The organism is Thauera linaloolentis 47Lol = DSM 12138, from assembly GCF_000310205.1.
In the GTDB taxonomy this organism is placed as follows: Bacteria; Pseudomonadota; Gammaproteobacteria; order Burkholderiales; family Rhodocyclaceae; genus Thauera; species Thauera linaloolentis.
In genome coordinates this window covers 180,671-205,605 of record NZ_AMXE01000001.1, presented here as the reverse complement: position 1 = coordinate 205,605, position 24,935 = coordinate 180,671, and the positions used below count along the sequence as shown (strand labels likewise).

The following is a 24,935-nucleotide window of genomic DNA, read 5'->3' as shown; positions in this document are numbered from 1 at the left end:
GGCTTCACTGCCTTGGGCGCGCGGCATGCGGCGCTCGCCCCCCTGCCCGCCGAAGCCGCCTTCCGTGCCGCCCGCCTGGGCACGTTGCACCCGGCGCTCTCCGCTGGCGGGCATGGCGCCCTGCGGGCGCTGCTGGCGGACGAGGGTCAGCGCGCCCATCGGCACGTGCAGCACGTCGCGCGCCTGGGCGACGACGAAATAGACCTGGGCGGTCATCTGCGTCATCAGTTCGCCGCCGTCGTTGGGTACGTCGAACAGCGCGTTGTACAGCACCACGTTGTTGGTGACGGTGGGCGTCGGCTCGACCTTGGCGAGCTTGCCGTACCAGCGCCTGCCCTGGCTGCCGAGCGTGGTGAAATAGGCATCCATGCCCGTGCGCAGCCGGCTCACGTCGGCTTCGGACACCTGGGTCTGCACCGTCATGGTGGTCAGGTCGGCCACGCGAAGGATGGTCGGCGCCGACTGGTTGGTGTTCAGCGTCTGCCCCTGGCGGGCGGTGATGGAGACCACGGTGCCGTTCATCGGCGACAGGATGCTGGAGTATTGCAGGTTGGCTTCGTCGGCGCGCAGGCTGGATTCGTTCTGCTCGATCTGCGCGCGCAGCGCTTCGAGCGAGGCCTCGGCCGACTTGGCGCTGGCCTCGGCGGTCTGCAGGCTTTCCTTGGTGGTGGCGTCCTCCGCCATCAGGGCTTGCTGGCGTCGGAGCTGGATGTGCGCCAGCGCGAGCTGGGCCTCGCGGTCCTTGAGGGTGGCGCGCAGGTTGCGCAATTGGGCGCGGGAGGCATCGACTTTCGAGAGGTACACGGTGGAGTCGATTTCGCCGAGCAGATCGCCGGCCTTGACCACCGAGCCGACTTCGACGTGGATCTTCTTCAACTGGCCGGACACCTGGGCGCCGACGTCGACGTAGTCGCGCGGCTGCAGAGTGCCGGTGGCGGTGACGACGTCCTCGACGTCGCCGCGCTGCACGGTGGCGAACTGGTAGGCGGCATTGGGATCGTTGCGTCCGGACAGGTGGGGCCATGCCAGCCAGGCACCTGTACCGGCGAGGGCAAGGACGAGAACGGCGAGGCTCGTGCGCAGCGCGCGGTTCTTGTTCGTGGGGGAGGGGGCAGTCATCGTTTGCGTCGTTCAGAGGTTCGAAGTGGAAGCCGGGCGCGGTGGTCAGGCATGGCCGTGAGCCGGCAGTGTGCCAAGCATAGGGGCTTGGCCGCGGCGGCTTGTATCGAATTGCAGTGCCTGTTGTACGGAGCCGTTGCTTGAAGTGAGTGTTTCTTGACCAGAATCAATAAGTGCTCGTGAAGAGCTGGGTTTAATGGCTCGGAAATTTAGACGCCGTCTAAATGGACGGCAAGGCAGCTTTCAATCTCACAAGGAGAACAACATGAAACTCAAGGCAATTGCGATCGCTTCAGCGCTGGCCGTGGCCGGTACCGCATGGGCCGCGACCAGCCGCGACGAGCCGATCCAGCCGATCGATCCGGCGAAGGTCGTGAACCCGGCCATGGTCGAACTGGGCAAGAAACTCTACTTCGATCCGCGTTTGTCGCGCTCTGGCTTCATTTCCTGTAATTCTTGCCACAACCTGTCGATGGGCGGCAGCGACAACCTGAAGACCTCGATTGGCGACAAGTGGCAGCAAGGCCCGATCAACTCGCCCACCGTGCTGAATTCCAGCCTGGCCGTGGCGCAGTTCTGGGACGGCCGTGCCGCCGACCTGAAGGAGCAGGCCGGTGGCCCGATCGCCAACCCGGGAGAAATGGCCTTCACGCACGATCTTGCGGTCGATACGCTGCGCTCGATTCCGGGCTATGTGGCCGAGTTCAAGGCGGTGTTCGGCTCTGCCGCCATCAACATCGACAAGATCACCCGTGCGATCGCGTCCTTCGAGGAGACCTTGGTGACGCCGAACTCCCCGTTCGACCAGTGGCTGAAGGGCGATGACAAGGCCTTGACCGACCGTGAGCTGGCCGGCTATGGCCTGTTCAAGGAAAGCGGCTGCGTGGCCTGCCACAATGGTCCGGCGGTGGGTGGGACTTCGTTCCAGAAGATGGGTCTGTTCGAGCCGTACAAGACCAACAACCCGGCCGAAGGCCGTGCCGGCGTCACCGGCAAGGACGAGGATCGCATGAACTTCAAGGTGCCGACGCTGCGCAACGTGGAACTGACCTATCCGTACTTCCACGATGGCGAAGCGGAGACCCTGGAAGAGGCCGTCGACATCATGGGGCGTCTGCAGCTTGGCCGTAAGTACAGCGAGCAGGAAATCTCCGACATCGTCGCCTTCCTGAAGACGCTGACCGGCGATCAGCCCACCTTCGTGATGCCGCTGCTGCCGCCGTCGTCCAACGACACGCCGAAGCCGAATCCCTGGCAGTAAGCCGTCGCGCTACCGGCCCGGCCGGCTCCTGCGGTATATTGGAGCGGCCGGGCGTTTCCTCAGGGATGGGTCGGCGACTGCCGCCTGGATCGGAAGCCGGCAATGCTTCCGATAGTCCCGAAGACAAAAGCGAGGTCCGAACGGGCCCAGAGAGAGACATGAACGTTCATACCACCGAAGATGCGATCGCCTGCCTGCGCAGCGTCGGTGTCCCGGTTACCCTGCAGCGTATCGAGATTGCACGCGTGCTGTTCGCGCGCCCGGTGCATCTGTCGGCCGACCAGGTACTCGAGCGGGTGCGCGTCAGCGCTCCCGAGACTTCGCGTGCCACGGTCTACAACACGCTGCGCCTGTTCCGCGAGAAGAACTTGGTACGCGAATTGATCGTCGATCCGGACCGGGTGGTGTTCGATTCGAACACCGATCCGCATTACCACTTGTACGACGTCGACACGGGCGAAGTGCGCGATGTCGCGGCCGATGAACTGAGCGTCGTCGGCGTGCCGAAATTGCCCGAGGGCGTCGAGCTCGAGCAGCTCGATGTGATCATCCGGGTGCGAAGCCGGCGCGCCTGAGTGCGCTGCCTCCGGAAAGACGCCGGGCCGCATTGCGCGGCCCGGTTTTTTTGCGCCTTTATGCCGATCAGTTGGCAGTGGGGGTGCTTTCGGCGGCGGGGCCGCTGTCCGGCGAAGTGATGAAGCCCATCTTCTCGACGCCGGCCTCGCGTGCCTCCGACATGACTTCGGCGAGCTTCTGGTAACGCGTTTCACGGTCCGCCCGCAGGTGCAGTTCCGGCTGCGGCTTCTGCTCGGCCATCGCCTTCAGGCGCGCCGGCAGCGAAGTATCGTCGAGCGGCTCGTTGTTCCAGAACAGCTGGCCTTCGCCGTTGATCGAGAGCGACACGGTTTCGGGTTTTTCTTCCGTGGGCTGGCTGGACGCCTGCGGCAGGTCGATCTTGACCGAATGCGTCAGCAGCGGCGCCGTGATCATGAACACGATCAGCAGCACCAGCATGACGTCGATCAGCGGCACCATGTTGATTTCGCTTTGCAGGGGACGGCTGTCCCCGTTGTTGAAGCCGCCGAATGCCATCACGCAGCTCCGTTGGCCGGCGCCGTTGAGATGGCGGGCGAGCGGTCGTTGGCGGCCTGGACGCTGACGGGGGCGATGCGGGCACCGGTCGAGAACCAGGCTTGCAGGTCATGGGCGAAGGCGTCCAGTTCGGACAGCTCGACGCGATTGGCGCGCGTGACGGCGTTGTAGGCCAGTACCGCCGGGATGGCCACGAAGAGGCCGAACGCGGTCATGATCAGCGCTTCGCCGACGGGGCCGGCAACCTTGTCGAGGGTCGCCATGCCCGATACGCTGATGTTCACCAGCGCGTGGTAGATGCCCCAGACGGTGCCGAACAGGCCCACGAAGGGCGCGGTCGAGCCGATGGAGGCCAGCACGGTCATGCCCGATTCCAACCCGGCGGTCGACAGGGCGATAGATTTGCGCAGGGCTCGGGTGATGACTTCGTCGGTGTCGAGCTTGCTGCCCAGGGTTTCATTGGCTGGGTGGCGGCGGAGATGCTGCGCAGCGGCCGCGCCCTGCTGGGCGAGGGCCTCGAAGGACGAGTCGGGCGCCTGGTCGCTCAGGCGCTTCAGGCCGGCATCCAGGTTCGGCGCGGTCCAGAAAGCTTCGATTGCGCCGGCATGGCGGCGAGTGCGCAACTGGCGCAATCCCCGTACCAGGATCAGGTACCAGCTCATGATCGACATCAGCAGCAGTATCAGTGCGACGGCGCGGATCACTGCATCGGACTGTGCCCACAGATGAGCCAGCCCGAAGGCCTGCGTTGTTTCCATTGTTCAGTTTCCTGTGAGTTTGAAGACGATTGGTACCAGTACCCAGGCCTCGACCGGGGTGTCGCCCCGTTTGGCGGGTACGAAGCGCCAGCGGGCAACCGCTTGTTCTGCGGCGCGGTCCAGGCGTTCGGAGCCCGAGCTGGTGCGCACCTCGATGCGGCTCGGCTGGCCGTCGGACGAGACCAGGACGCGCAGCATGACCTGTCCTTCCTCGCGCAGTCTGCGCGACAACGGGGGGTAGGGCGGGGTCGGGTTGTTGAGGTAGGCCGCATCGAAGCGCGCAGCGGTGATCTGGTCGCCGCCGGTGGGCGGGCCCGGGGGAGCCGGGCTCGACGGGGCCGCCGCAGCCGGTGCGTCGGTCGTGGGTTCAGCCGATTCGGGCGGGCTGGGTTCTTCCGGCGCAGCTTCCTCCTGGGTCAGCGCGGTCGGCGACTCGGTGACTTTGGGTATGGGCTTGGGTTTCGGCTTGGGCTTCGGTTGGACCTTGGGTGGTGGCGGCTTGACCTCGGGCTTGACCGGTTCGGGCTGCGGCGGCGTTTCGACCGGCGCGGGAGACGTCTGCTCGATGGCCGGCTCCGCCGGGATCAGGGCGACGGCGATACTGGTCAGTTCGGGGACTGCAGTCGGACGGTTCGCCAGATGGGCGATCGTCGCCAGCCCGGCCAGGTGAGCAATCACGACGAAGGTCGCCAGGCCGACACGCTGGGGACTGCTGCCACACGAGAGGTGCGGGCTTGCCCATGAGCGCTCGACCGGCGTATCGACGGTTTCGAGCCGGTATTTGAGCGGATCGGGGGGCGGGTAGAGTGGCAACGGCGGGAGGGCGTGGGCGGCGGTGGTCATCGGTCGGGAAAAAATGCGCCCCGCAGGGCGCATGCCGTCAGGCGAATTTCGTCCATTGGGGTCAGGAGGCGTGCGGCTCCATTTGCGATTGCAGGTAGTTTTGCAGCCCTACGCTGTCGATCAGGCCAAGCTGGGTCTCGAGATAGTCGATGTGTTCCTCGGTGTCGTCGAGGATGTGCTCGAACAGTTCACGCGAGACGTAGTCCTTACAGGACTCACAGTACGCGATGGCTTCGATGAGATTGGTGCGGCCGCCGAGTTCGAGCTTGAGGTCGCCCTGCAGGCATTCGGCGGTGTTCTCGCCGATCAGCAGTTTGTCGAGATTCTGCAGGTTGGGCAGGCCTTCGAGGAAGAGGACGCGCTCGATGAGCATGTCCGCATGTTTCATTTCCTCGATCGATTCCTCGTACTCGTGCTTGCCGAGCCGGTCGAAGCCCCAGTTCTTGTACATGCGCGCATGCAGGAAGTACTGGTTGATCGCGGTCAGCTCGATGGTGAGCTGACGGTTGAGGTACTGAATGACTTTCTTGTCGCCTTTCATACGGCCTCCAGAGCAAGCGGGAATATGGGCCGGGCGAACACGGGGGTGCTCGCTTCGGGGGTGCCGGTGTGCTCTGCCAGCGCCGAACGCAGACAGTCGTGCGCGCAACGCGCACAACGCCCGCATTCGGTCGTCACGCCAAGATCCCGGCGCAGATGGCGCAGGGTCGTAGCGCCCTCGCGCACTGCGGCGACGATGTGGCGCTCGGTGACGGCATTACACACACAGACGTACATATTCTAGCCTCGCTGCTCGATTCTGCCCGAAGGCCTGCGACTTACTTGGTCAGGATCAGCTTTCCGGAACGTGTTGCACGCAGCACGTAATGCACCCCCAGATGCACGATGGTCACCGCATTCCGGCCGGCGAGCAGTACATCGGTGGACAGGGGGGCTCCAGCGGGGAGTGGCCAGGCCACTGGACGTGTCTGGCTGCCGGGCACGAACCGATCGGCTTGCGCCGGACATTTATCCTGTCGGGAATACATTCTGTGCTTGTACTAATAGTAACGATTCGCATTACATCACGCTTCTTGAAGAGGAGTCAATCGTGACGCAAGGCGACCATTCGCGCGGCCAATACCGATTGCATCGACAAGCATCGCAGAGGCGCGCTTTTCTTGTTATAAGCTGCTGTATATGAAAGGAATTCAAGCTCGGCGAGAGTGTGGTGGCGATGCTTCTGCGAGGTCGCCGCGCGGGGTTCCCAAAGACGTGGTTCGGGCGTCAAGAGCGTGTTCCGCCCCCGCTTTCCGGTAGTTGTCGATGTCATAAAAAGAAAGGGCACGGGAGGGTGCCTGCATCCCTCCCGCGCCCTCCCCGGAGGATGGCTTGCAGGGCGATCAGGTGTGAGCGCCGCCGACCGCGTTCGCGATGACGGGTTCGGTGAGCTCCGGGGTACACAGCTCGATGAAGCGGTAGGCGAAGCCGCGCAGATAGTGTCCGCGGCGTATTGCGATGCGGGTGACGTTCTCGGTGAACAATTCGTCGCTGTCGAGTTTTCGCAGGCCGGGGTCCCGTTCCGGACTGAAGGCCATCGAAGCGAGGATGCCCACGCCCAGTTCCAGCTCCACATAGGTCTTGATCACGTCGGCGTCGAGCGCGGACATCACGACTTCGGGTTTGAGCCCCACGCTGGCGAAAGTCTTGTCGATGCGGGTGCGGCCGGTAAAGCCCTCGTGATAGGTGATGATCGGGTACTCGGCGATCGCCTCCAGCGTCAGCGGCTGCACCGCTTCGAGAGGGTGCCCCGCGGGCACGACCACCGCATGCTGCCAGCCGTAGTACGGAAAGGTGGCAAGCTCGGGCACCTCGGCCAGGGCTTCGGTGGCGATGCCGATGTCGGCTTCGCCGTCGAGCAGCATCTGGACGATTTCGTCCGGGCTGCCCTGGTGCAGCCTCAGGTGGACCTTCGGGAAGGCCTTCTTGAAAGCCGTGACGACTTTCGGCAGGGCATAGCGCGCCTGGGTGTGCGTGGTGACGACGGTGAGCTGGCCTTCATCCACGTTGCTGTATTGCTCCGCCAGGCGCTTGATGTTGGCGGCGTCGAGCAGCATGCGCTCGACCATCACCACGAGCTCCTTGCCGGGGGCGGTCAGGCCGAGCAGGCGCTTGCCCTTGCGGGTGAACAGCTCGACGCCGAGTTCGTCCTCGAGATCCTTGATGTGCTTCGACACGCCCGACTGCGAGGTGAACAAGGCGTTTGCCACCTCGGTCAGGTTGAAACCGCGCCTCACCGTTTCGCGGATGATGCGCAACTGCTGGAAGTTCATTTTCCCGCTCCCGCTGTTGCAGCGTGGCTTTGTTCGAAGATGCTCAAGCGCGAGGGCAGCAGCCGCACCGACTGGCCTTCCTCCAGCGAGAGTTCCGAAACACGTTCGCGCGTCAGTTCGACCTCGAAATGCTGGCCGGTGGCGCCGTTCAGGCCATCGAGCTCGACACGGGCGGTGACGCCGAACGCCAGGATGCGGCTGATCCTGGCCGCGATGCCTTGCCCCGCGGCGCCGTCGACGACGATGTCCAGCTCGTGGGGACGGGCGAAGGCGACCACTTCCGCTCCCTGGCCGAAGCTGCCGGCGGCGTGGTTGAGGTGGTCGTCGCCGACGCGCAGACCGTCGCCTTCCACACGGCCGTGGAAGAAGTTCACCGCGCCGAGGAAGCCATAGACGAAGGGCGTGGCGGGGTGGCGGTAGACCTCTTCCGGCGTGCCGATCTGTTCGACGTGGCCGTGGTTCATCAGCACGACGCGGTCGGCGACTTCCAGCGCCTCCTCCTGGTCGTGGGTGACGAAGATCGAGGTGATGTGCAGATCGTCGTGCAGCTTGCGCAGCCAGCGCCGGAGTTCCTTGCGGACTTTGGCGTCGAGCGCGCCGAAGGGTTCGTCCAGCAGCAGCACGCGCGGTTCCACCGCCAGTGCGCGCGCCAGAGCGATGCGCTGGCGCTGGCCGCCGGACAGCTGCGACGGGAAACGGTCGGCCAGCCAGTCGAGCTGGACCAGGTTCAGCAACTCGTGCACTTTCTGCGCGATCTGCTTTTCGGACGGCCGTTCGCGGCGCGGTTTCATGCGCATGCCGAAGGCGACGTTGTCGAATACGGTCATGTGGCGGAACAGCGCGTAGTGCTGGAACACGAAGCCGACCTGGCGATCGCGCACATGGGTGCCCGAGGCGTCCTCTCCGTCGAGCAGCACCTGCCCGGAATCGGCCTGTTCCAGCCCGGCGATGATGCGCAGCAGCGTGGTCTTGCCGCAGCCCGACGGGCCGAGCAGGGCGACCAGTTCGCCGGTCGGGAAGTCGAGCGAGATGTCGTCGAGTGCGGTGAAGGCGCCGAACTGCTTCTGGATGTTGCGTACCTGGATGCTCATGATGCGTCGTCCTGTGAATTGCGGTAGGCCACGGCAGCGCGGTGTTCGACCCAGGTCTTGATGCCCAGGGTCACCAGCGCCAGCAGGGCCAGCAGCGAGGCCACCGCGAAGGCGGCGGCGAACTGGTATTCGTTGTAGAGAATCTCGACGTGCAGCGGCAGGGTGTTGGTTTCGCCGCGGATGTGGCCGGATACGACCGATACCGCGCCGAACTCGCCCATCGCCCGCGCATTGGTCAGGATCACGCCGTACAGCAGGCCCCACTTGATGTTGGGCAGGGTGACGTGCCAGAAGGTCTGCAGGCCGTTGGCGCCGAGCACGATCGCCGCTTCTTCTTCTTCCTTGCCCTGTGCCTGCATCAGCGGGATCAGCTCGCGGGCGATGAAGGGGAAGGTGACGAATACGGTGGCGAGCACGATGCCCGGCACGGCGAAGATGATCTTCACGTCGTGCTCCGACAGCCACGGTCCGAACCAGCCCTGGGCGCCGAACACCAGCACGTAGATCAGGCCTGCGATGACCGGCGATACGGAGAACGGCAGGTCGATCAGCGTGATCAGGAAATGCTTGCCGCGGAACTCGAACTTGGCGATCGCCCAGGCCGCGCATACGCCGAACACCAGGTTCAGCGGCAGCGCGATGACGGCCGCGAGCAGGGTCAGGCGCAATGCCGACAGTGCGTCGGGGTCGATCAGTGCCGTGGCATAGGTTTCCCAGCCCTTTCTTAGCGCCTCGATGAACACCGCGATCAGCGGCATCAGCAGGAAGATCGTGAAGAAGCTGAGGGCGGTGCCCAGGATCAGCCACTTCACCAGCGGCGTCTCGCGCGTCGCCGCGCGGCTTTCGAAGCGGGTGGCCTGGTCGCCGCCCAGGTGCAATGTGGTCGCGCCGGCCATCAGCGGTCCCTCCCGGTACGTTTGGCCGTCCATGCCTGAAGGCCGTTGATGATGAGCAGCAGGATGAAGGACAGGAGCAGCATCACGGTCGCGATGGCCGTGGCGCCGGCATAGTCGTATTGCTCGAGCTTGGTGATGATCATCAGCGGGGTGATCTCGGACACCATCGGGATGTTGCCGGCGATGAAGATCACCGAGCCGTATTCGCCCACTGCGCGGGCGAAGGCGAGCGCGAAGCCCGTGAGCAGCGCCGGGAACAGGATCGGCAGGATGACGTGGCGGAAGGCCTGCCAGCGCCGCGCGCCGAGGCTGGTGGCGGCTTCTTCGAGCTCGGTGTCGAGGTCTTCGAGAATCGGCTGCACCGTGCGCACGACGAAGGGCAGGCCGATGAACACCAGCGCAACCAGCACGCCCAGCGGTTTGAAGGCCACCTGGATGCCGAGTGGGTCGAGGTACTGGCCGAACCAGCCGTTCTTCGCGTACAGCGCGGTCAGCGAGATGCCCGCCACCGCCGTGGGCAGCGCGAAAGGCAGATCCACCAGGGCGTCGATCAGCTTCTTGCCCGGGAAGGAATAGCGCACCAGCGCCCAGGCCAGCATCAGGCCGAATACCGCGTTGATGGCGGCGGCGAGCAGGGACATGCCGAACGACAGTTTGTACGAGGCCAGCACGCGCGGTGCGGTGACGACGTTCCAGAACTCGTCAAGGCTCAGCTCGGCGGTTTTCAGGAATACCGCGGCGAGCGGGATGAGCACGATCAGCGACAGATAGCCGAGCGTGTAGCCGAGCGTCAGGTTGAAGCCCGGCAGAACGCGGAAGGTCTTGGTTGCGGACATCAGCGCGCCACCGGGAACTTGCCGAGGCCTGGCTCGGCGGGGGAGGCGGACTGCGGCGCATGGTGCCCGGTGCGGGCTGGTCTGTGCCGGGAGAAAGCCGGAAACGGCATGATGAAGACTCCTGTAAGCGATAGCTCAGGAGTCTACAAGTGCCAAGATGGATCAAAAAATAATAAAAAAGAAATTCGATATAAAGTTTTGTGCTTTAGGCTGCCGCGACGATGCAGGGCCGCGGCAGCCCCGCGGTAGAAGGCGCCCGATGCTCAGAACGCCGGCACGACGGCACCCTTGTACTTGTCGGCGATGAACTGCCTGACTTCGGGCGAGGTCAGCGCGTCGGCCAGCTTCTTCATCGCCGGGCTGCCGGCGTTGTCCTCGCGTCCGACCAGCAGGTTGGCGTAGGGCGAGCTGGCGTCCTCGATGAAGAGGGAGTCGGTGATCGGGTTGAGCTTGGCCTGGATCGCGTAGTTGGTGTTGATCAGGGCGAGGTCGACCTGGCCCAGGACGCGCGGCAGCGTGGCGGCTTCGAGTTCGCGGAACTTCAGCTTCTTGGGGTTGGAGACGATGTCGCGGGGGGTGGCGATGACGTTGGCCGGGTCCTTGAGCGTGATCAGCCCCTGCCTGGCCAGCAGCAGCAAGGCGCGGCCGGAATTGGAGGGATCGTTGGGCAGGGCGACGGTGCCGCCGTCGGGCAGGTCGGCAATGCTCTTGTGCTTGGACGAGTAGCCGGCGAAGGGTTCGACGTGGATTTTCGCGACGACGGTCTGGATGTCGTTCTTTTGCTTCTTCTTGAATTCATCCAGGTAGGGCTGGTGCAGGAAGAAGTTGCCGTCCACGCGTTTCTCGTTGGTCTGCATGGAGGGCTGCACGTAGTCGGTGAAGACCTTGATCTCGAGTTCCACGCCTTCTTTGGCCAGCCCGGGTTTGACGAATTCGAGCAGTTCGGCGTGCGGCACGGGGGTGGCGGCGATGACCAGCTTGTCCGCGGCATGCGCGGCGGTGGTGAAGGCAAGGGTGCCGAGGGCGGCGCACAGCAGTTTGCGAAGCGTGAGGTTCATGATGGGTTCCTGGGTTGATGCGTCATTTACGGGTGAAGTGCAGCACGAGGCGATCGCCCGCGTGCTGGATGAGTTGCACCAGCACCACCAGCAGCGCGACGGTGATCACCATCACTTCGGTCTGGAAGCGCTGGTAGCCGAAGCGGATGGCGAGGTCGCCCAGGCCGCCGCCGCCGATCACGCCGGACATCGCCGCGTAGGATATCAAGGTGATCGCGGTGACCGTCGTCGCGGCGATGAGCCCGGGCAGGGCCTCGGGGAGCAGGGCGCCGAAGATGATGCGGTGGGTGCGGATGCCCATGGACTGGCAGGCCTCGATGATGCCGCGGTCGATCTCGCGCAGCACATTCTCCACCAGGCGGGCGAAAAAGGGCGCAGTGGCCACCACCAGCGGCGGAATCGCGCCTTCGACGCCGAGCGAGGTGCCGATCAGGATCACCGTCACCGGGATCATCACGATCAGCAGGATCAGGAAGGGGACCGAACGCAGCACGTTCACGATGAAGGACAGCACGCGGTACAGGCCGCGCCGCTCCAGCAATTGCCCGTTGGAGGTGACGAACAGCAGGATGCCGAGCGGCAGGCCGAACAGGATGGTGAAGAACAGCGACACGCCGGTCATCACCAGGGTTTCCCAGGTGGCGAACGCGATGTCGCCCCATTCGATCATCGACAGGTCGATCATTGCAGCACCTCGTGGTGGATGCGATGCCGGTCCAGTTCGGCGAACACCTTGCGGATGTCCTCGTTGCCGCCTTCGAGTTCGAGCAGCAACTGGCCGAAAGGCAGGTCCTTGATGCTCGATACCTCGCCCTGCAGGATCGTGAAGCGCGCCGCGCTGGCCGCCATGATGCGGCTCAGGATGGGCTGGTAGGTGACGTCGCCGAGATAGGTCAGGCGCACCAGCGTGCCGCGCAGCTTGTCCTGGGCGAAGGCATGGGCAGGGTCGAGCATTGCGGCGGTGAGCGGGTCCCCCTGCGCCACCATGCTGCGGGTGACCGGATGCCGCGGGTGCAGGAACACGTCGGCCACCCTGCCGCTTTCGACGATGCGCCCGCCGTCGATGACTGCCACCCGGTCGCACAGCGTGCGGATGACCTGCATTTCGTGCGTGATCAGCACGATCGTGAGGCCGAGCCGGCGGTTGATGTCGAGCAGCAGGCGCAGGATGGATTGCGTGGTCTCGGGGTCGAGCGCGGAAGTCGCCTCGTCGCACAGCAGCAAGCGCGGCCGGTTGGCGAGCGCCCGCGCGATACCGACGCGCTGCTTCTGCCCGCCGGACAACTGCGCGGGGTACTTGTTCGCATGCTCGCTCAGCCCCACCAGCGCCAGCAGCTCGGATACGCGTTCGGCGCGCCGGGCGGCATCCAGGTTGCCGGTGCAGCGCAGTGGCCAGTCGATGTTGCCGGCCACGGTCTTGGCGCTGAGCAGGTTGAAATGCTGGAAGATCATGCCGATGCGCTGGCGCAGTGTATGCAGGCGGTTGTGGTCGAAGCCGGTGATGTCCTCGCCGTCGATCAGCACCTGGCCGGTGCTCGGGCGTTCGAGCAGGTTCAGGCTGCGCAGCAGTGTGCTCTTGCCGGCGCCGGAACGGCCGATGATGCCGAACACCTCGCCCTTGCCGATTTCCAGGGTGATGTCGTCCAGCGCGCTGACTTCCTGGCCTTCGACGCGATAGGTTTTGCTGAGTCGTTCGATCTTGATCACGGAGGCTGCTGCGGCGGAGTCGGGCACGAAAACGCGGAGTGTATCAACGCGATCCTGGCGGCACCATCGCTCCCCGCGATGCCGTGCGGCTCATTCGAGGTGCAGGAGGATGCGCAGGCTCGGATCGTTGGCGTAATGCGACGGAAGGTAGCCGATGGCGCCGGGGTTCTCGAGCAGGAGCCGGCGCGCATCGCTCGCGTCGGCGGCTTCCTTGGGTGGCAGGGCACGGCCGGTGAATACCATGCGCGACCAGTAGGCCCGGATCTGGCTCGGGTTCTTGCCGGTCAGGAGCCGGTAGAACTGGTCGCGCGACTCGCCGGGGGGAAGGTCGAGCAGCAGCAGGGGGGTGCGAGCGGCGAGCGTCGCGCGGCGCCCCAGGTAAAGCTGTTCGGCTTCGTCCCGGCTCAATGCCTCGACGGCGCCGTCGCGCGCCGTGGCGATCAGGAGCTCTGCTCTCGTCTCCCCCGTGGCGAAGGCCAGCAGGATGGAGACGAGGACGATCCAGAGGCGGGGTGCGCCGTGTCGATCAGAAGACCACATCGATCGAGATGCTCAAAGTGTTGATCTTGCGATCGCTGACGCGGGTGGAAGCGATGTCGCCGGTCGGGAAGAAGGCCCCCCATCCGTCAGCGTCGACGTGGGTGCGCGTCAGCTCGATCTTCAGCGCCGCGTTGGTGTGCGCATCCCAGCGCAGGCCCGCGCCGATGCTGCGCTGGCTTGCGTTGCGCGACGCATTGAAGGCCTCGACCGCCGGCAGCCCTGCGCTGAGCGCGTCGCCGACGATCGGCTCGTCCTGCCGGGTACGGGCAAGCCTGACGTAAGGCGTGGTGGGGCCGATGTGCCGCCCCACCGTCAGGTGCCATCCGTGGGCGCTGTTGACGAACCCCGAGGCGCGGCGCGCGGCGTATTCGCCGATCAACTGCCAGCGGTTGTCGTCCCACTGGAAGCCCGCTGACGTAAACGAGGTCGAAGCGCCGTTCCCCTGCATTTCGGCGAGGATGTGCCGGCCTTCCGGCAGGGCCTCCAGAGCGTGCTGCAGGACGCCGAATTCGGCGTCGCCCCAGCGCAGATCGAGGCGCGCACGCGAATAGCCGAGGTGGAGCGTCAGCGATCCTCTGGATAGCCCGAGGTTGAGGCCGCGCAGGCGCGAGAGCGAGGCCCGGCCGGATTCGGTGATGTCGACGCGGCTGCGTCCGAAGTAGGGATGGAGTTCCAGGTCGACATCCCCGATCCGGGTGCGGTAAAGGAGGTCGATGCCGTCGAGATCGGCAAAGGGGTTGAGCGTGTAGACCTCGACCGGAGGGCGTACCCAGGGGTGTGCGTAGTTGATGTCGAGCGAGTCCGACAGCATGAAGGCCGGCACGCGCAGGCGCCCCGCGCGCAGCGTGAATTCCGGGGCGGGCGCGAAGCTGAGGAAGGCCAGCGAGGCGCGGGGTGTGTAGTTGTTCTTGGGCGTCTTGCGGGTCAGGACCTGGAGAACGGCCTCGGTGCTGCCGCCGAGGCGAAAATTGCCTTGCATGCCGAGGACCGAGTCGGAGCCGAGCTTGACCGTGTCGGAGCCGGGCGCTTCGATGCCCACGCGGAGGAACTGGAGGTCGTCCGTCTGCGTGGCCACGGCGCCCAGGGTGCCGAAGCCGGAGAAGGTGGCGGTTTCGATGTCTGCTGCGGCCGGGCTGGCATGCAGGGCCGCGGCGATCGCAAGGGCGGTCAGTCTGTTCTTCATCGATTCTTGGCCTTTGCCGACTCCTGTTCCAGCCATTGCAGCGTCAGGTCGCGGTCCTGGGGACGGGCGAAATGGAAACCTTGTCCGTAGTCGCAGCCGAGCTCGCGCAATACCTCGAGCTGGTGTTCGTCCTCGATGCACTCGGCGACGACAGTCATGCCGAGATCGTGGGCCAGCTCGATGCTGCGCCGGACGATGGCCTGCAGGCGGCGGTCCTCGGTGATCGAACGGACGAACGAGCCGTCGAGCTTGACCGAGTCGCAAGGCATCGTATGCAGGTAGCTCAGCGTGGAGAAGCCGGTGCCGAAGTCGTCGATCAGAATCTCGATGCCGGCGCTGCGCAACTCCTGCAGGCTGCGCGTCGCGGGGCCGTCGGGGCGGGCGAGCAGGCTCTCCGTGACTTCGAAGCGGATCAGTTCGTGGGGCAGGCCGTTGCGGTCGATGACCGCGAGCAGCTCCGTGGCGAGCGTCGGGCGGGCCAGTTGCCGTGCGGAAAGGTTGACGCTGACGCGCGCGCGCAGGCTTTCGGGGCGGTTCTTCCAGTTGCGCATGTCGGCGCAGGCGATGCGCAGCACTTCCATGCCGAGATCGTGGATCAGGTCCAGGGTCTCGGCCAGGGGGATGAATTCGGATGGCGACAGAAGCCCGTGTGTCGGGTGCGGCCAGCGCACCAGCGCCTCGAAGCTTGCCGTGCGGTGGTCCGACAGCGCGACGATCGGTTGGTAGTGGACCGCCAGCCCCCCATGGGCGAGCGCCCAGCGCAGGTCGGATTCGAGCTGCAGGGCACGGACGGCGTGGGTGTGCATCGAGGCGTGGAAGAACTCGATCGGTGAAGTCTCGCTCTGGCGGGCCTTGTGCAGGGCGTTGTCGGCATCGCGCAGCAGGGCTTGCGCATCTTCGTCCCCGGCGTCGCTCAGTGCGATGCCGATCCTGCAGCGCGGGTGCAGGATGCGGTCGGCCGTCGGCGCGGAGAACGAGGGCAGGGCAACGAGTGTTTCGCAGATCCGCAGCGCATCGGCCGAATTCGACAAGTCGTTCAGCAGCACCGCGAACTGGTCGCCGCCCACGCGCGCGGCGACGTCGCCCTCGCGCATTGCGGCCTTGATGTGGGCGGCGACGCGGCGCAGCAGTTCGTCGCCGACGGCGTGACCGTAGCTGTCATTGACGAGGCTGAAGCGCTCGAGGTTGATGGCGACGACCGCGACCATGTCATCGCTGTCGCGCCGGCGCTGGGCAAGGGCGTGGTTGACGTGCTCGATGAACAGTGCCCGGTTCGGGAGGCCGGTCAGCCCGTCGTGCAGCGCGTCGTGGATCAGTTGCTCTTCTGCGCGCTTGCGGATGTCGATGTCGCTGATGGAGCCGGCCATGCGCGAGATCTGCGGTGTGCCGTTGTGGCGCGCGACACCGCGGGTCAGGACCCAGCGGTAGTTGCCGTCGGGTAACCGGACGCGGTGTTCCATCATGAACTGCGCGCTCTCGCCCTTGAGGTGCTCGATCATGCGCTCGCGGTATTCGGGTAGCTCCTCGGGGTGGATGTAGTCGAGGAAGGCCTCGGGGGAGGCAATGAGCCCGCCCGGCGGCAGGTCGAGGATTTCGCAGAAACGATCCGAATAATAGGCCGTGCCGGCGGGAATGTCCCAGTCCCACAGCCCGTCGTTTGCGCCGCGCAACGCGAGCGAGTGGCGCTCTTCGCTGATCTTGAGCCGTGTCGCGGTGTCCTGCAGCTCCGCGACGCGCCGCTGCAGCGTCGCCGCCATGATGTTGAAGTGGCGGGAGATGACCGACAGCTCGTCGTGGCCGCGGGAGGGAACGCGGTGTTCGAGGTGCCCGTCCGCGATGGCCTTGCTGCCGGCGAGCAGTTGCCCCAGGTTGCGGGTGAGCAGGTAGCCGATCGTCGACAGCAGCAGGAAGGTCAGCACGATCTCGGACAGTGCGATCGCCAGGCCTTGCTCGGTGATCGCGCGGCGGGCTGCGGCGAGGCCGGACACCGACACGCCGAACTGCAGCAGGCCCACCTCATTGCGCGGCAGCAGCAGGGGATGGCGCACATGCACGATTTCGTTGCCCAGCACGCCTTCGAAGAAGCCGGTGCGGATCACCGTGGGTTCGGGCAGCGTCTCGATGTCGGGCCGGCCGGCGCTGACCAGCGGCGTGCGGTCGGGCGAGATGATGCGGACATAGACCAGGCCTTCGCTGGCGCCGAGCAGCAGTTCGCCGAGGATGTCCTGCAGCTCTCCGTAGCGCTGCTGTTCGCCGTAGGTGGTGGCCATGGCGTGCAGCATGCTCGAGTTCTGGCTGATGGTGGTGTCCAGGCTCGCCGATGCTGCGTTGTTCATCAGGCGCACGCTGTTGGCCAGCAGCAGGCTCAGCAGCACCACTTGTACCGTGGTGCTTGCCAGCAGCAGGCGGAAGCGGATCGAAGCGTGTCGAAAGCGGAGGAACATCGAGATCGTCCGGTGGCGCCGGGCAGTGAGGCCGGCGTGATGGGAAACGAAGCGTGAGGGCTGGTGGGCTCAGCGCCTTGCCTGGCGCTTGACTGTGGCCGAGGCGTCGATGCGCCCTTCTCCGGCAAAGGCTTCCAGATTGGCTTCGATGCGGTCGGGGTCGTACAGATAGTTGACCATGAGGCCCCATGACTGCGCGAGTCCTTTGGGCGAGGTGTCGGCCTGCCAGTTCAGGCGTTCGACGCGTGCGCCATTGCCGAGATGGAAGCGTGCCACGGTGTCGGCCGGCTTGCCGTCGCGGTTCGCATGCAGCAGGTAGCGGGCGGCGACGCGAAGCAGGGGGTCGTGCAGGGTACGCGCGAGCTGGGGGTCGGACGTCCAGGCGTCCTTGCCCTCCATCAGCTCCGCGAACAGCGCGGAGTCCGGCCCCTCGATGCCGGCGGCGGCGAGGCGCTTCCAGTCTGCCGGGAAAATGGCTTGCGCCAGTTCCTGCGGGTTGCGCTGGACCCAGCGAACCAGGCCGGGAATGGGCGACAGGGTGGCGAAGGTGTTCAGCCGGGGGAAGTCGCGTTGCAGGTCCTCGACCACGCGCTTGAGCAGGAAGTTGCCGAAGGATACGCCGCGCAGGCCGGTCTGCGTCGCGCTGATCGAGTAGAAGATCGCGGTGGTGGCCTTGCTCGCGTCGGCCAGCGGCGCCTCGATGTCGAGCAGGCGCTGGACATCGTCGGCGAGATCTTCCAGCAGGGCGACCTGGACGAAGATCAGCGGCTCGAGCGGCATGCGCGGATGGAAGAAGGCGTAGCAGCGGCGGTCCGAGTCGAGCCGGTTCTTGAGATCGTCCCACGAGCGGATTTCGTGCACCGCCTCGTACTTCACCAGCTTTTCGAGCAATGCGGCGGGAGAGGCCCAGGTGATGCGCTGCAGTTCGAGGAAGCCGACGTCGAACCAGGCCGACAGCCGGGCCTCGAGCTCACGGTCGAGCGGCTTCAGCTGCGGGTCGTCGGCGACGAAGCGAAGCAGGTCGGCGCGCAGGTCGACGAGGAACTTGACGCCCTGCGGAATGGCGTTGAACTGGGTCAGGATGCGCAGCCGGCTCGAGCGCATTGCCGTGCGCAACTGTGCCTCGGCATCCCACTGCGCGGGGGTGCCCACCGCGGCCTGGTAAGCCTGGTGCGCGGCCTCGACCCGGACGGGGTCCGGCCCGAACTCGAGCGCAATCATGCGCAGAATGGCCCTGCGTCCGCTGTCGTCGAGGCGGAGATAGGCCTCGGCCAGGCGCGCGGCGCGCTGGCGCGTCGAGATTTCTCCGCCGCGGCCCTCGGCGCATTCCTGGAGCTGGCTGCGGATCTTCTCCAGGCCGCGTTCGGTAGGCTCCACCTGACGCTCGCTGCGGCTGCCCATCAGTTGCCGCATTCGCGACAAGCTGCGCGATACGAGTCCGTTCCCTGCCATCTTGTCCCCGAATCGTTATGCGTGAACACGCAATCATAACGTCTGAGCGCTTGCGACCAGGCGAATTGGTCCAATTGGTAAGGAAGTATGTCACAGCCCGGGGCATTTGCTCCGGCGGGTCCCGTCTCGCGCGTGAGGAATGTCCTATGCGTGCCGGCGGTTCAGTGCCAGCAGCGCGGCGCCGGCGAGGATCATCGGTAGGCAAAGCCATTGTGCCGTCGACAGCCCCAGCGACAGCGTGCCGAAGATGCCGGGGTCCGGCGTGCGGAAGAACTCCGCGGCGAAGCGAAGGCTGCCGTAGCCGATCAGGAACACGGCCGATACCGCGCGCAGCGGGCGCGGACTGGCCGAGTACCACCACAGGACCGCGAACAGCAGCACGCCTTCGCCAAGCGCCTGGTAGAGCTGGGACGGGTGGCGCGGCAGCGCGTCCACCCAGGGAAAGACCATCGCCCACGGCAGTTCGCCGTCCACCGGGCGTCCCCACAGCTCGCCGTTGATGAAATTGCCGATGCGTCCGGCGGCGAGGCCGGTCGGAACCAGCGGGGCGATGAAGTCCGTCACCTGCCAGAAGGACTTGCCATGGCGGCGGGCGTAGAGCCACATGGCGGCCAGCACGCCGAGGAAGCCGCCGTGGAAGCTCATGCCGCCTTTCCAGATCGCCAGGATCTCGGCCGGATGCTGCAGGTAATAGCCGGGCTGGAAGAACATCACCTCGCCGAGGCGGCCGCCGATGATGACGCCGAGCACGCCATACATCAGCAGGTCGTCCAGCATCTGCGCGTTCCAGCCCAGTTCCGGGCGGCGGCGCGCGTGCAGGCGCCCGAGCACGATGAAGAGCGTGAAGGCGATCAGATACATCAACCCGTACCAGCGCACCGAAAGCGGGCCGAGGGAGAAGGCGATGGGGTCGAACTGCGGGTGGGTCAGCATGGGCGTGGCCTGGGAGGGGAGGCTGGAAGGCGTCCGCCGGACGAAACCAGCCGGGCGGGATCAGTCGAACTGCTGGCGGAAGGTGTCGAATTCGCCCCGCAGGGCGTCGAAGTCCTCACGCAGACGGCGAATTTCGTCCTCGAGTTCCGCAATCCGCCCGCGTCCGCCCGCGCCGCCGCTGCCGGCCTGCTGGCTTTCGGCCATTTCCTCGACCGCGGCCTGGCCGCCGAGCAGATGGGCGTGGCGCGTTTCCTTGGTGCCGGGCGCGCGCGGCAGCGGCGTCGCGAGCGGAGGGTATTTCTCCGCCAGATGCTCCAGCACCGCATCCACCGCCGCGATGTCGTCGAAGCGATGCAGGCGCTCGCAGCGCTGGCGCAGTTCGCCCGCGGTCTGCGCGCCGCGCAGCATCAGCGTCGCCAGCACGGCCTGCTCGGGCGGTGGCAGCGAATGGCGCAGGCGCACGAGGTGTTCGTACTTGGCGACGCGCGCGCTGGGCTGGTCGCGCTTGGCGGCAAGCCGCCGCCCGATCAGGCTGTCGATCGCGGCCTGGACTTCCGCTTCGGACAAATGCATCACCGGCTCGCGCGCGGTCAGTTGATTGCAGCCGGTGACGATGGCGTTGACCGACAGCGGATAGGCGTCGGGGGTGATGAAGGCCTTCTCGATCAGGATGCCGAGGACGCGGACCTCGGCGGCGTCGAGGTCGAAGCCTGCCTCGGCTGCGGACGAGTCGGTGTTGGCGGCGACGGGGGCGATGGCGGGCTCCTGCATGGCGACTCCTGCGAAAGGCGAGAGCCGGGATGATACGCATGCTTCGTTGCGCGCGTTAGAATCACGCGCTTTACTGCAGAGTTTCCGGAGCGCCCCCATGCCCCAGTACCGTTCCCGCACATCCACCGCCGGCCGCAACATGGCGGGTGCCCGCGCCCTGTGGCGCGCTACCGGCATGAAGGACGGCGATTTCGAAAAGCCGATCATCGCCATCGCCAACAGCTTCACCCAGTTCGTGCCCGGCCACGTGCACCTGAAGGACATGGGCCAGCTCGTCGCGCGCGAGATCGAGGCCGCGGGCGGCGTCGCCAAGGAATTCAACACCATCGCCGTCGATGACGGCATCGCCATGGGCCACGGCGGCATGCTGTACTCGCTGCCCAGCCGCGACCTCATCGCCGACAGCGTCGAATACATGTGCAATGCCCACACCGCCGACGCGCTGGTGTGCATCTCGAACTGCGACAAGATCACCCCGGGCATGCTGATGGCCGCGCTGCGCCTCAACATCCCGGTGATATTCGTCTCCGGCGGGCCGATGGAGGCGGGCAAGGTCAAGTGGGAAGCCAAGGTCATCTCGCTCGATCTGGTCGATGCGATGGTCAAGGCCGCGGACAAGAGCTGTTCGGATGAAGAGGTGGATGCGATCGAGCGCTCGGCCTGTCCGACCTGCGGTTCGTGCTCGGGCATGTTCACCGCCAACTCGATGAACTGCCTCACCGAGGCGCTCGGCCTGTCGCTGCCGGGCAACGGCACCACGCTCGCCACCCACGCCGACCGCGAACGGCTGTTCAAGGAGGCCGGCCGCAGCATCGTCGCCCTTGCGCGCCGCTACTACGAGCAGGACGACGTCTCGGCGCTGCCGCGTTCGATCGCCAGTTTCAAGGCCTTCGAGAACGCGATCAGCCTGGACGTGGCGATGGGCGGGTCGACCAATACCGTGTTGCACCTGCTGGCGGCCGCGCGCGAGGCCGGGGTCGATTTCACGATGCAGGACATCGACCGCATCAGCCGCCGCGTGCCTTGCCTCTCCAAGGTCGCACCGGCGGTGCCGGACGTGCATATCGAGGATGTTCATCGTGCCGGCGGCATCATGTCCATTCTCGGCCAGCTCGACCGCGCCGGCCTGCTGCATACCGATGTGCCGACGGTGCACAGCGCCTCGATGGCCGAGGCCCTGGACAAGTGGGACATCACGCGCACCACGGACGAGGCGGTGCACACCTTCTTCCGCGCGGCGCCGGGCGGCGTGCCGACCCAGGTCGCGTTCAGCCAGAACCGGCGCTGGAACGAACTCGACAGCGACCGCGAGCACGGCGTGATCCGTAGCAAGGAGCATGCCTTCACCGCCGACGGCGGTCTCGCCGTGCTGTACGGCAACATCGCCGAAAAGGGCTGCATCGTGAAGACGGCCGGCGTGGACGAGTCGATCTGGAGATTCACCGGCACGGCGCGGGTGTATGAGAGCCAGGAAGACGCCGTCGATGGCATCCTCGGCGAACGGGTGCAGGCCGGCGACGTGGTCATCATCCGCTACGAAGGGCCGAAGGGCGGCCCCGGCATGCAGGAGATGCTGTATCCGACCTCGTATCTGAAGAGCCGCGGGCTCGGCAAGGAATGCGCGCTGCTCACCGACGGCCGCTTTTCCGGCGGAACCTCCGGCCTGTCGATCGGCCACGCCTCGCCCGAGGCGGCCTGCGGCGGCGCGATCGCGCTGGTCGAGGACGGCGACACGATCGAGATCGACATCCCCGGGCGCCGTATCCACCTGGCGATTTCCGATGCCGAACTGGCCGCCCGCCGCGCGGCGATGGAGGCGAAGGGCAGCGCGGCCTGGAAGCCGGCCAGCCGCCAGCGCGTAGTGTCGGCGGCGCTGCAGGCCTATGCGGCGCTGACGACGTCGGCCGATACCGGCGCCGTGCGCGACGTGACCCAGGTCCAACGCTGATTGACCGTTCCCGACCCACTGTTCTACGATCGGCGCCATGGATAGCGAACTTGCTCAGCTCGAAGCCCAGCTCGAGCAACTCATCAGCCTGCACAACCGGACCAAGGCCGAGAACGTCGGCCTGCACGGCCGTGTTGCCCAGCTCGACGCCGAGAACCGCCAGCTTGCTGCCAAGCTCAAGCTGGCGGTCGATCGCCTCGATGCCTTGCTCGACAAATTGCCGGAGGCCTGAAAAACGTGTCGATGGATCATCTGGACGTGATGCTGCTCGGCAAGGAGTACCGCGTTTCCTGCACCCCCGAGACGCGGGACGACCTGCTGGCGACCGTCGCCTATCTGGACGACCGGCTCCGTGAACTGGAGGGCAGGACGAACGCGTCGGGCGAAAAGTTGGCGGTCATGACCGCACTCAACATCGCCCACGAATTCTTGCAGCACCAGCGCGGGAACGGGTTTGACATACCGGGCGTGAAGCGTAGAATCGGACTCATGAAAGCACGCCTCGACGGCGTACTGGCCCAGCAGGAAAAACTGTTCTGAGGGCACGCCATACGCAATACCGATCAATCCCCTGCAGTGTTCGTTGAAGTCGTAGATTCCTTGAACCAATAGTCGAGAGACTCGGTTGCCGACCATCAAGGCCGCTGGTGTGAACGCCCCTCGCGGGTGATCCTGAAGCGGAAGGGACGCGACCTCCCTGAACCCATGGTTCAGGATGCCCGGCGGAGACGGCACAGGCGGGGGGCCAGACGAAAAGGCGCAGCCATCGTGGTTGCGCCTTTTTCGTCTACATGGCGTCGCGCGGGCGCCAGCGCCGACCAGGGGCCATCACGTGTCGCCCGCAATCCGGCGGCCAGGCCTGATACATAGTGGATTTTTCGTATGACTTTCGATATCTGGTGGCTCACCTATCCCGTTCTCGGCGCGGTCGTCGGCTTCTTTGCCGGCCTGCTCGGCGTCGGCGGTGGCGGCATCATGGTGCCGATGCTGACCACGCTGTTTCTCGCCCAGGGTTTTCCGCTCGACCAGGTGGTGCACATGGCGCTGGGGACCTCGATGGCCAGCATCGTGCTGACCTCGGTGTCCAGCCTGCGCGCGCATCATGCCCACGGCGCGGTGCACTGGGACGTGGTGCGTTCGATCACGCCAGGGATCCTGCTCGGCACCTTCGGCGCCACCTTCATCGCAGCGCGGGTGAACACCGCCGCGCTGGCGATCTTCTTCGCCGTTTTCATGGCCTACGTGGCCATCCAGATGCTGCTCAACATCAAGCCCAAACCCAGCCGCGACCTGCCCGGCCCGGCCGGTATGACAGGCGCGGGGCTGGTGATCGGCGGCGTATCGGCGCTGGTCGCGATCGGCGGTGGATCGCTGTCGGTGCCCTTCATGACCTGGTGCAACGTCAAGGTGCAGAACGCCATCGGCACCTCGGCCGCGATCGGGCTGCCGATCGCCCTGGCCGGCACGATCGGCTATCTCGTCAATGGCTGGAACGCGCCGGGCACTCCGGCACTGACGCTGGGCTACGTCTATCTGCCGGCACTGGTGTTCGTGTCGCTGGTCAGCATGTGGGTGGCGCCGTTCGGCGCCAGCCTGGCGCACCGGCTGCCGGTGGCGACGCTGAAGAAGATCTTCGCCGGGCTGTTGATTGCACTGTGTGCCAAGATGCTCCACAGCGTTTTCGGCTGATCGCGGCCGCGCTGCGCCGCGGCCGTCCGCTCATTGCGCCGCCAGTGCGTCGTGCAGCACCTTGAAATTGGAGCGCATCATCGACAGGTAGTCGGGGGCGGGGCCGCTGGGCGCTGACAGCGCGTCCGAGTACAACGTGCCGCCGATGCGCGTGCCGCTTTCGCTGCGGATGCGCTCGATCAGGCGCGGGTCGGCCACGTTTTCGATGAACACGGCCGGAATCTTCTCGGCCTTCAGCTGTTCGATCAGGCGTGCAACGCCCTTGGCCGTGGGCTCGGCGTTGTTCGACACGCCCACCGGCGCCAGGAAGCGGATGCCATAGGCTTTGCCGAAGTAGGCGAAGGCATCGTGCGAGGTGACCACCTTGCGGCGTTCGGCCGGCAGGGCGGCGAAAGCTGCGCGGATCTCGGCGTCCAGCGCCTTCAACCTGCCGTTGTAATGCGCTGCGTTGGTCCGGTAGTCCTCGGCATGCGCGGGATCGGCGGCGGCGAGTGCCGCGGCGATGTTCGCCACGTAATGCTGCGCGTTGGCGAGGTCCTGCCAGGCATGGGGGTCGGCGCCATGGCCGTGGTCATGATCGTGGCCGTGGTGGTCATGATCGTCATCGGCCATCTCGATCGTGCTTACCCCTTCGCTGGCGACGACGATCCTGCCCTTGTAATTCCCGGAGCGGGCCAGCCGCGTCATCCAGTCGTCGAAGCCGAGGCCGTTGACCACCACCAGTGCGGACGTGCCGATGTCGCGTGCATCGGACGGACGTGGCTGGAAGGCATGGGCATCCTCGTTGGCGCCGACCAGGGCACGGACCCTGACCTTGTCGCCGCCGACCTGGCGCACGAGGTCGCCCAGGATGCTGAAACTGGTGGTGACTTCGAGTGGCGGGGTCTGCGCGAGCGTGGCACCCGGGCCGGAAAGGGCGAAGAGCGCAAGGAACCCGGCGAGCCGGCGCAGTGAGGGGCGGGGTGTTTTCATATGGAGCCTCTCTCGTGAGGGGGAAGGTCG

General features: G+C 65.9%; 26 protein-coding genes, 1 other RNA gene and 1 pseudogene. 7 read left to right on the top strand and 21 right to left on the bottom strand.

What is annotated here, in order from left to right:
- A partial coding sequence (locus C666_RS00960; protein WP_004332574.1) for an efflux RND transporter periplasmic adaptor subunit occupies nucleotides 1-1,119 on the bottom strand: 1,119 nt, incomplete at its 3' end.
- 265 nt (nucleotides 1,120-1,384) lie between these two features.
- Here C666_RS00960 and C666_RS00955 point away from each other — a divergent pair.
- Together C666_RS00955 and C666_RS00950 are read left to right on the top strand one after the other, a co-directional pair.
- Nucleotides 1,385-2,380 carry a cytochrome-c peroxidase gene (locus C666_RS00955; protein WP_004332572.1) on the top strand — a complete coding sequence of 332 codons (996 nt, stop codon included), beginning with the start codon at nucleotides 1,385-1,387 and terminating at the stop codon, nucleotides 2,378-2,380.
- Between the two features lie 158 nt (nucleotides 2,381-2,538).
- Nucleotides 2,539-2,955: a Fur family transcriptional regulator gene (locus tag C666_RS00950; protein WP_004332570.1), complete on the top strand. Its 417-nt coding sequence runs from the start codon at nucleotides 2,539-2,541 to the stop codon at nucleotides 2,953-2,955.
- A 67-nt stretch (nucleotides 2,956-3,022) separates the two neighbouring features.
- Here C666_RS00950 and C666_RS00945 read toward each other — a convergent pair whose 3' ends face one another.
- The 19 genes and pseudogenes from C666_RS00945 to C666_RS00865 form a co-directional block, all read right to left on the bottom strand.
- Nucleotides 3,023-3,472: an ExbD/TolR family protein gene (locus tag C666_RS00945; RefSeq protein ID WP_004332569.1), complete on the bottom strand. Its 450-nt coding sequence runs from the start codon at nucleotides 3,470-3,472 to the stop codon at nucleotides 3,023-3,025.
- Nucleotides 3,472-4,230, bottom strand: a complete 759-nt coding sequence (locus tag C666_RS00940; protein ID WP_004332567.1) for a MotA/TolQ/ExbB proton channel family protein — start codon at nucleotides 4,228-4,230, stop codon at nucleotides 3,472-3,474. The genes C666_RS00945 and C666_RS00940 overlap by 1 nt, the downstream gene beginning before the upstream one ends.
- Before the next feature lie 3 nt (nucleotides 4,231-4,233).
- On the bottom strand, nucleotides 4,234-5,073 hold the full coding sequence (locus C666_RS00935) for an energy transducer TonB (protein WP_004332565.1): 840 nt from the start codon (nucleotides 5,071-5,073) through the stop codon (nucleotides 4,234-4,236).
- Nucleotides 5,074-5,134: 61 nt separating this feature from the next.
- Nucleotides 5,135-5,614 carry a bacterioferritin gene (bfr, locus tag C666_RS00930; protein WP_004332563.1) on the bottom strand — a complete coding sequence of 160 codons (480 nt, stop codon included), beginning with the start codon at nucleotides 5,612-5,614 and terminating at the stop codon, nucleotides 5,135-5,137.
- Nucleotides 5,611-5,850 carry a (2Fe-2S)-binding protein gene (locus C666_RS19465; protein ID WP_081593349.1) on the bottom strand — a complete coding sequence of 80 codons (240 nt, stop codon included), beginning with the start codon at nucleotides 5,848-5,850 and terminating at the stop codon, nucleotides 5,611-5,613. The genes bfr and C666_RS19465 overlap by 4 nt, the downstream gene beginning before the upstream one ends.
- Before the next feature lie 41 nt (nucleotides 5,851-5,891).
- A complete protein-coding gene (locus C666_RS19460) occupies nucleotides 5,892-6,032 on the bottom strand; it encodes a hemin uptake protein HemP (protein WP_245603909.1) in 141 nt (46 codons plus the stop codon).
- Between the two features lie 423 nt (nucleotides 6,033-6,455).
- Nucleotides 6,456-7,385 (bottom strand): CysB family HTH-type transcriptional regulator, encoded by a 930-nt coding sequence (locus C666_RS00925; protein WP_004332558.1) that lies wholly within the window; start codon nucleotides 7,383-7,385, stop codon nucleotides 6,456-6,458.
- Nucleotides 7,382-8,476 (bottom strand): sulfate/molybdate ABC transporter ATP-binding protein, encoded by a 1,095-nt coding sequence (locus C666_RS00920; RefSeq protein WP_004332556.1) that lies wholly within the window; start codon nucleotides 8,474-8,476, stop codon nucleotides 7,382-7,384. Before C666_RS00920 ends, C666_RS00925 begins: the two co-directional genes overlap by 4 nt.
- Nucleotides 8,473-9,372: a sulfate ABC transporter permease subunit CysW gene (cysW, locus tag C666_RS00915; protein ID WP_004332554.1), complete on the bottom strand. Its 900-nt coding sequence runs from the start codon at nucleotides 9,370-9,372 to the stop codon at nucleotides 8,473-8,475. Before cysW ends, C666_RS00920 begins: the two co-directional genes overlap by 4 nt.
- Nucleotides 9,372-10,208, bottom strand: coding sequence for a sulfate ABC transporter permease subunit CysT (gene cysT, locus C666_RS00910; protein ID WP_004332552.1), 837 nt, complete (start codon nucleotides 10,206-10,208; stop codon nucleotides 9,372-9,374). Before cysT ends, cysW begins: the two co-directional genes overlap by 1 nt.
- A 263-nt stretch (nucleotides 10,209-10,471) precedes the next feature.
- The gene (locus tag C666_RS00905) at nucleotides 10,472-11,266 is read right to left on the bottom strand and encodes a MetQ/NlpA family ABC transporter substrate-binding protein (protein WP_004332550.1); all 795 of its coding nucleotides are present in this window, start codon (nucleotides 11,264-11,266) and stop codon (nucleotides 10,472-10,474) included.
- Between the two features lie 22 nt (nucleotides 11,267-11,288).
- On the bottom strand, nucleotides 11,289-11,948 hold the full coding sequence (locus C666_RS00900; RefSeq protein ID WP_028792115.1) for a methionine ABC transporter permease: 660 nt from the start codon (nucleotides 11,946-11,948) through the stop codon (nucleotides 11,289-11,291).
- Entirely contained in the window at nucleotides 11,948-12,973 is a 1,026-nt protein-coding gene (locus tag C666_RS00895) for a methionine ABC transporter ATP-binding protein (protein ID WP_004332546.1), read from the bottom strand. The genes C666_RS00900 and C666_RS00895 overlap by 1 nt, the downstream gene beginning before the upstream one ends.
- Before the next feature lie 90 nt (nucleotides 12,974-13,063).
- Nucleotides 13,064-13,513: a hypothetical protein gene (locus C666_RS00890; protein WP_004332545.1), complete on the bottom strand. Its 450-nt coding sequence runs from the start codon at nucleotides 13,511-13,513 to the stop codon at nucleotides 13,064-13,066.
- The gene (locus C666_RS00885) at nucleotides 13,500-14,696 is read right to left on the bottom strand and encodes a porin (protein ID WP_004332543.1); all 1,197 of its coding nucleotides are present in this window, start codon (nucleotides 14,694-14,696) and stop codon (nucleotides 13,500-13,502) included. The genes C666_RS00890 and C666_RS00885 overlap by 14 nt, the downstream gene beginning before the upstream one ends.
- Nucleotides 14,693-17,181: pseudogene (locus C666_RS00880) on the bottom strand (EAL domain-containing protein). Before C666_RS00880 ends, C666_RS00885 begins: the two are co-directional and overlap by 4 nt.
- Before the next feature lie 28 nt (nucleotides 17,182-17,209).
- Nucleotides 17,210-18,592, bottom strand: a complete 1,383-nt coding sequence (locus tag C666_RS00875; RefSeq protein WP_028792116.1) for a malonyl-CoA decarboxylase — start codon at nucleotides 18,590-18,592, stop codon at nucleotides 17,210-17,212.
- 144 nt (nucleotides 18,593-18,736) lie between these two features.
- Nucleotides 18,737-19,525 carry a prolipoprotein diacylglyceryl transferase gene (lgt, locus tag C666_RS00870; protein ID WP_004332537.1) on the bottom strand — a complete coding sequence of 263 codons (789 nt, stop codon included), beginning with the start codon at nucleotides 19,523-19,525 and terminating at the stop codon, nucleotides 18,737-18,739.
- A gap of 60 nt (nucleotides 19,526-19,585) precedes the next feature.
- Entirely contained in the window at nucleotides 19,586-20,296 is a 711-nt protein-coding gene (locus C666_RS00865) for a YceH family protein (protein ID WP_004332535.1), read from the bottom strand.
- 97 nt (nucleotides 20,297-20,393) lie between these two features.
- On the opposite strand from C666_RS00865, the gene ilvD reads away from it, so the two are divergent.
- From ilvD to C666_RS00845, 5 genes are all read left to right on the top strand, one after another.
- On the top strand, nucleotides 20,394-22,244 hold the full coding sequence (gene ilvD, locus C666_RS00860) for a dihydroxy-acid dehydratase (RefSeq protein ID WP_004332533.1): 1,851 nt from the start codon (nucleotides 20,394-20,396) through the stop codon (nucleotides 22,242-22,244).
- Between the two features lie 37 nt (nucleotides 22,245-22,281).
- Nucleotides 22,282-22,476 (top strand): coiled-coil domain-containing protein, encoded by a 195-nt coding sequence (locus tag C666_RS00855; RefSeq protein WP_004332530.1) that lies wholly within the window; start codon nucleotides 22,282-22,284, stop codon nucleotides 22,474-22,476.
- 11 nt (nucleotides 22,477-22,487) lie between these two features.
- Complete coding sequence (locus tag C666_RS00850; protein ID WP_004332528.1) at nucleotides 22,488-22,784, top strand: cell division protein ZapA; 297 nt, start codon at nucleotides 22,488-22,490, stop codon at nucleotides 22,782-22,784.
- Between the two features lie 25 nt (nucleotides 22,785-22,809).
- Nucleotides 22,810-22,992: non-coding RNA, 6S RNA (ssrS, locus tag C666_RS19455), on the top strand.
- A 134-nt stretch (nucleotides 22,993-23,126) separates the two neighbouring features.
- Nucleotides 23,127-23,933, top strand: a complete 807-nt coding sequence (locus C666_RS00845; protein WP_004332526.1) for a sulfite exporter TauE/SafE family protein — start codon at nucleotides 23,127-23,129, stop codon at nucleotides 23,931-23,933.
- Between the two features lie 30 nt (nucleotides 23,934-23,963).
- Here C666_RS00845 and C666_RS00840 read toward each other — a convergent pair whose 3' ends face one another.
- Nucleotides 23,964-24,905: a metal ABC transporter solute-binding protein, Zn/Mn family gene (locus C666_RS00840; RefSeq protein WP_004332524.1), complete on the bottom strand. Its 942-nt coding sequence runs from the start codon at nucleotides 24,903-24,905 to the stop codon at nucleotides 23,964-23,966.
- Nucleotides 24,906-24,935 lie beyond the last annotated feature (30 nt).

Bases quoted from the DNA above. Each gene is read 5' to 3' on its own strand.
- C666_RS00845 (WP_004332526.1), top strand. From the start codon at position 23,127: ATGACTTTCGATATCTGGTGGCTCACCTATCCCGTTCTCGGCGCGGTC.
- C666_RS00885 (WP_004332543.1), bottom strand. From the start codon at position 14,696: ATGAAGAACAGACTGACCGCCCTTGCGATCGCCGCGGCCCTGCATGCC.
- C666_RS00945 (WP_004332569.1), bottom strand. From the start codon at position 3,472: ATGGCATTCGGCGGCTTCAACAACGGGGACAGCCGTCCCCTGCAAAGC.
- C666_RS00905 (WP_004332550.1), bottom strand. From the start codon at position 11,266: ATGAACCTCACGCTTCGCAAACTGCTGTGCGCCGCCCTCGGCACCCTT.
- C666_RS00875 (WP_028792116.1), bottom strand. From the start codon at position 18,592: ATGGCAGGGAACGGACTCGTATCGCGCAGCTTGTCGCGAATGCGGCAA.
- bfr (WP_004332563.1), bottom strand. From the start codon at position 5,614: ATGAAAGGCGACAAGAAAGTCATTCAGTACCTCAACCGTCAGCTCACC.
- C666_RS00920 (WP_004332556.1), bottom strand. From the start codon at position 8,476: ATGAGCATCCAGGTACGCAACATCCAGAAGCAGTTCGGCGCCTTCACC.
- C666_RS19465 (WP_081593349.1), bottom strand. From the start codon at position 5,850: ATGTACGTCTGTGTGTGTAATGCCGTCACCGAGCGCCACATCGTCGCC.
- C666_RS00925 (WP_004332558.1), bottom strand. From the start codon at position 7,385: ATGAACTTCCAGCAGTTGCGCATCATCCGCGAAACGGTGAGGCGCGGT.
- C666_RS00935 (WP_004332565.1), bottom strand. From the start codon at position 5,073: ATGACCACCGCCGCCCACGCCCTCCCGCCGTTGCCACTCTACCCGCCC.
- C666_RS00865 (WP_004332535.1), bottom strand. From the start codon at position 20,296: ATGCAGGAGCCCGCCATCGCCCCCGTCGCCGCCAACACCGACTCGTCC.
- C666_RS00940 (WP_004332567.1), bottom strand. From the start codon at position 4,230: ATGGAAACAACGCAGGCCTTCGGGCTGGCTCATCTGTGGGCACAGTCC.
- C666_RS00850 (WP_004332528.1), top strand. From the start codon at position 22,488: ATGGATCATCTGGACGTGATGCTGCTCGGCAAGGAGTACCGCGTTTCC.
- C666_RS00890 (WP_004332545.1), bottom strand. From the start codon at position 13,513: ATGTGGTCTTCTGATCGACACGGCGCACCCCGCCTCTGGATCGTCCTC.
- cysW (WP_004332554.1), bottom strand. From the start codon at position 9,372: ATGGCCGGCGCGACCACATTGCACCTGGGCGGCGACCAGGCCACCCGC.
- cysT (WP_004332552.1), bottom strand. From the start codon at position 10,208: ATGTCCGCAACCAAGACCTTCCGCGTTCTGCCGGGCTTCAACCTGACG.
- C666_RS00950 (WP_004332570.1), top strand. From the start codon at position 2,539: ATGAACGTTCATACCACCGAAGATGCGATCGCCTGCCTGCGCAGCGTC.
- C666_RS00955 (WP_004332572.1), top strand. From the start codon at position 1,385: ATGAAACTCAAGGCAATTGCGATCGCTTCAGCGCTGGCCGTGGCCGGT.
- ilvD (WP_004332533.1), top strand. From the start codon at position 20,394: ATGCCCCAGTACCGTTCCCGCACATCCACCGCCGGCCGCAACATGGCG.
- C666_RS00840 (WP_004332524.1), bottom strand. From the start codon at position 24,905: ATGAAAACACCCCGCCCCTCACTGCGCCGGCTCGCCGGGTTCCTTGCG.
- C666_RS00855 (WP_004332530.1), top strand. From the start codon at position 22,282: ATGGATAGCGAACTTGCTCAGCTCGAAGCCCAGCTCGAGCAACTCATC.
- lgt (WP_004332537.1), bottom strand. From the start codon at position 19,525: ATGCTGACCCACCCGCAGTTCGACCCCATCGCCTTCTCCCTCGGCCCG.